This is a genomic window from Moorena sp. SIO2C4 (genome assembly GCF_010672485.1).
Lineage (GTDB): Bacteria > Cyanobacteriota > Cyanobacteriia > Cyanobacteriales > Coleofasciculaceae > Moorena > Moorena producens.
In genome coordinates, this window is record NZ_JAAHGN010000192.1 from 5,433 (window position 1) to 9,075 (window position 3,643).

The following is a 3,643-nucleotide window of genomic DNA, read 5'->3' on the forward strand; positions in this document are numbered from 1 at the left end:
GCAGTCAGCAGTCAGCAGTCAGCAGTCAGCAGTCAGCAGTCAGCAGTCAGCAGTCAGCAGTCAGCAGTCAGCAGTCAGCAGTCAGCAGTCAGCAGTCAGCAGTCAGCAGTCAGCAGTCAGCAGTCAGACCTTGACCTTGGCCGTTGGCCACGCACTCGCGTTTGGCTGAAAGCACCTCAAGTAGCGTGCGGGTAGCACATAAGCTGATAACTGATAGCTGAAAGCTGAAAGCTGAAAGCTGAAAGCTGAAAGCTGAAAGCTGAAAGCTGAAAGCTGATAGCTGATAACTGATAACTGATAACTGATAGCAAGCCAAATCGTGATAATCAGGAGTGGGGAATAGTGCCAGCAGCAGATATTTTAGTTATGTCCAATGGCCCAGGAGAGGTGACCACCTGGGTGCGACCAGTGGTTAAGGCATTGCGGGAAACTCTAGGCAATGACCGTTCATTACTCCGGATATCGGTAGTGCTATCTCCTTGCCCTCATGCCACGGGCAAAGAAGATGCGATCGCAAAATCCTACCCAGAAGTAGACCGGGTTCAAGCAGCAGAGGATTTTTTGCCATTCTTGTTGTGGGGCAAGACAGCTCAAAACTGGGACTGGCATCCACAAGGGGTTGTTCTATTCCTAGGGGGAGACCAATTTTTTCCAGTAGTGATTAGTAAGCGCTTAGGGTATCGCAGTGTTGTCTATGCCGAGTGGGATGCTCGTTGGTACCCCTGGATTGACCACTTTGGCGTGATGAAACCTGATATTATCGCTCAAGTGCCTAAGAAATATGCCCACAAATTCACCCTAGTAGGGGATTTAATGGCAGAGATTAGGGGATTACCCCTTACCGGTTCTCAGGTTAATCAGGAGTTACAGGTTACTCAAGGGTTACAGGTTGCAGGTTCTCAGGTTACTCAGGAGTTACAGGTTACTCAGGGGTTACAGGTTACTCAGGGGTTGAAGGTTGCAGGTTCTCAGGTTACAGGTTCAACCCAAGAAGATAACCTTGGCCAAAAGGCCACGCTACGCGAACAACATTCAACCCAACCACCTTGGCCAAAAGGCCACGCTACGCGAACAACCCAAGAAGATAACCTTGGCCAAAAGGCCACGCTACGCGAACAACCTTCAACCAAACAACCTTCAACTAAACAACCTTCAACTAAACAACCTTGGCCAAAAGGCCACGCTTCGCGAACAACCGAAGATAACCTTCAACATTCCACTGAAGTGATCGGACTATTACCGGGGTCAAAACCAGCCAAACTAGCTCAGGGAGTACCTTTATCTTTAGCGATCGCTGAACACATCCATAGGGCTAGACCCCAAACTCGCTTTGTGATTCCGGTTGCTCCTACCATAGATCTAAAAACATTAGCCAAATTTGCCAATCGAGATCACAATCCCATTATTAACAAGACAGGATGGTCAGAGGCACAACTTATATATAAAGTTGATAACGACTCGGTGATTAATCCAGGGTTACAAGTTAAGGGGTTACAGGTTAAGGGGTTACAAGTTAACGGGTTACAGGTTAAGGGGTTACAAGTTAAGGGGTTACAAGTTAAGGGGTTACAAGTTACAGGTTCAAACTCCGATAACCTACCCTACGGCAACGCCAAAGGCGAACAACCAAATACCCTTCAACCAAATACCCTTCAACCAAATACCCTTCAACCAAATACCCTTCAACCAAATACCCTTCAACCAAATACCCTTCAACCAAATACCCTTCAACCAAATACCCTTCAACCAAATACCCCGCCCCCGCAACTATTCCTCAAAACCCCCAGTGGCTTGTGTGTAGAACTCTGGGAGTCCTTTCCTACCTATGAATTGTTATCGCAATGTTGTCTTTGCTTAACCACAGTGGGAGCGAATACCGCTGAGTTGGGGTCTCTGGCCGTGCCAATGATTGTGCTGTTGCCGACGCAACAGTTAGATGCCATGCGGGCTTGGGATGGCTTACCCGGTCTATTGGTCAAGTTACCAGGAGTAGGCTCTAGCGTAGCGAAAGTGATTAACTGGTTGGTGCTAGGGCAAAAGCGTATGTTTGCATGGCCCAATATTTGGGCAAAAAGGGAAATTGTGCCAGAATTGGTAGGAAAGCTTGAGCCGGTTGAGGTTGCCCAACTTGCTCTAGACTATCTGGAGCATCCAGAGAAGTTGTCGGAAATGCGATCGCATCTCAAGAGCGTTCGCGGAAAACCAGGAGCTGCCCAAACCTTAGCTCAACTGGTTAAACAAGAACTTCACAAAGACATGATATAGCTTACCTAAATCAATTCTGATAATTTTTGATTACCTACTCCCGATTCCCTACTCCCGATTCCCGATTCCCGATTCCCTACTCCCGATTCCCTACTCCCCACTTGAGCTTGACTTTCCGAGTTAGATGGGATTACAATACTATTCCGCAATAGTATTTTAATTATGATTGTCGGTACAACACAAGCTGCATCTCTGCTGGGTATATCATCTCAACGACTGCGGATGCTATTAAGTAAAGATCGCATCAAAGGAGCCAAAAAAGTTGGTCGGTTTTGGCAGATTCCATTATATGATGGTGTGCCAGTGGTCACCGAAGGTCGTAGGGGACCAAAAGGTACATGGAATCAGGAGAAGCATGTCGGAGCTACCTATATCCACGTTAATGAGGAAGCGTTAAAGAGCAATCACAAGAACCAGACATCTTTGCCAGTGTTTACTGTTAAACGGGGTGAGCGGACTCATTACTGTCATGAGGTAGAAATAGCAGGAGCCTGCCGACTGGTTTATCGACCATTACAAGCTGAGTCTATGAGTGATTCGGTGTGGCTCCAAGTTGAGCCTAATGTTCTAGTGACTACTAAAGTGTTTACTGGTAGTGAGAACCTCGACGATAAATTAGAGGAGTCTCAAGATAGCCTTGACGCAACAGTTTAATTAGTTAGTTAGATTAAGGCCATTGCTGAATCTTAGAATCAATAGGAGTAGAGTGGGCATCCTGCCCGCCCGAAAACATCCCCGAACGGGCAAGATGCCCATTCCACAAAACTATTAAAATCATTCCATTATTAAGCAAAGCCAAATTAAGAGCTATTTTTCAATAACTCTTGCTACCTATACCTTTAAGGTCAAGCTTGCATTAAAAAGCAACCGCCAAGATTCAACAAACCTGTAATCAAACCACCAATAATCACTCCTTTCATCAATTCCCATCGTCCTAGCAATCTTAGCACAACTAAGACTGGGATAACATAGACTAACTGAGCGATACCAATCATAGACAATATAATAAAATAAAACAGACCATCATAACCTGTAGAAAAGTGTAGATAAATACTTAAACAAATAATACCTATTACTAGATTGATCAAAATAACGACTAAACTGCCGATTACAATAGGATTTGCCTGATTACTGTTGCGCATATCACAAACCTCAAGAATGGTTTAGAGCAAGTCCGGTTAATCATTACTCATTAATAAGTTCTCAAATAGTACCAGGTTTTTGGTAATGGTTAATGGGTATAGCAGTACCCGATTGAGAACGGGTGTATCTCACTTTTGTAAATGTTGTATAGGGTGCGTGATAAGACGGGCTCGCCCTCATTTTCCCGGTCGCCAGTGTAAGGACAGCCCGACTGGGAATGAAACGGGCAAGATGC

The 3,643-nt window shown here is 45.4% G+C and carries 5 protein-coding genes; 4 read left to right on the top strand and 1 reads right to left on the bottom strand.

Annotated elements, in window-relative coordinates; all coding sequences use genetic code 11:
* The 4 genes from F6K20_RS12800 to F6K20_RS12815 form a co-directional block, all read left to right on the top strand.
* On the top strand, nt 1-195 hold a 195-nt coding region (locus F6K20_RS12800; protein ID WP_287267480.1), incomplete at its 5' end, for a hypothetical protein.
* 171 nt (nt 196-366) lie between these two features.
* Nucleotides 367-2,265, top strand: coding sequence for a glycosyltransferase family protein (locus F6K20_RS40605; protein WP_287263466.1), 1,899 nt, complete (start codon nt 367-369; stop codon nt 2,263-2,265).
* 26 nt (nt 2,266-2,291) lie between these two features.
* A complete protein-coding gene (locus F6K20_RS12810; protein WP_267872044.1) occupies nt 2,292-2,417 on the top strand; it encodes a hypothetical protein in 126 nt (41 codons plus the stop codon).
* A gap of 10 nt (nt 2,418-2,427) precedes the next feature.
* Complete coding sequence (locus F6K20_RS12815; protein WP_008184995.1) at nt 2,428-2,919, top strand: hypothetical protein; 492 nt, start codon at nt 2,428-2,430, stop codon at nt 2,917-2,919.
* Nucleotides 2,920-3,110: 191 nt separating this feature from the next.
* Here F6K20_RS12815 and F6K20_RS12820 read toward each other — a convergent pair whose 3' ends face one another.
* The gene (locus F6K20_RS12820) at nt 3,111-3,407 is read right to left on the bottom strand and encodes a hypothetical protein (protein WP_008184993.1); all 297 of its coding nucleotides are present in this window, start codon (nt 3,405-3,407) and stop codon (nt 3,111-3,113) included.
* Nucleotides 3,408-3,643 lie beyond the last annotated feature (236 nt).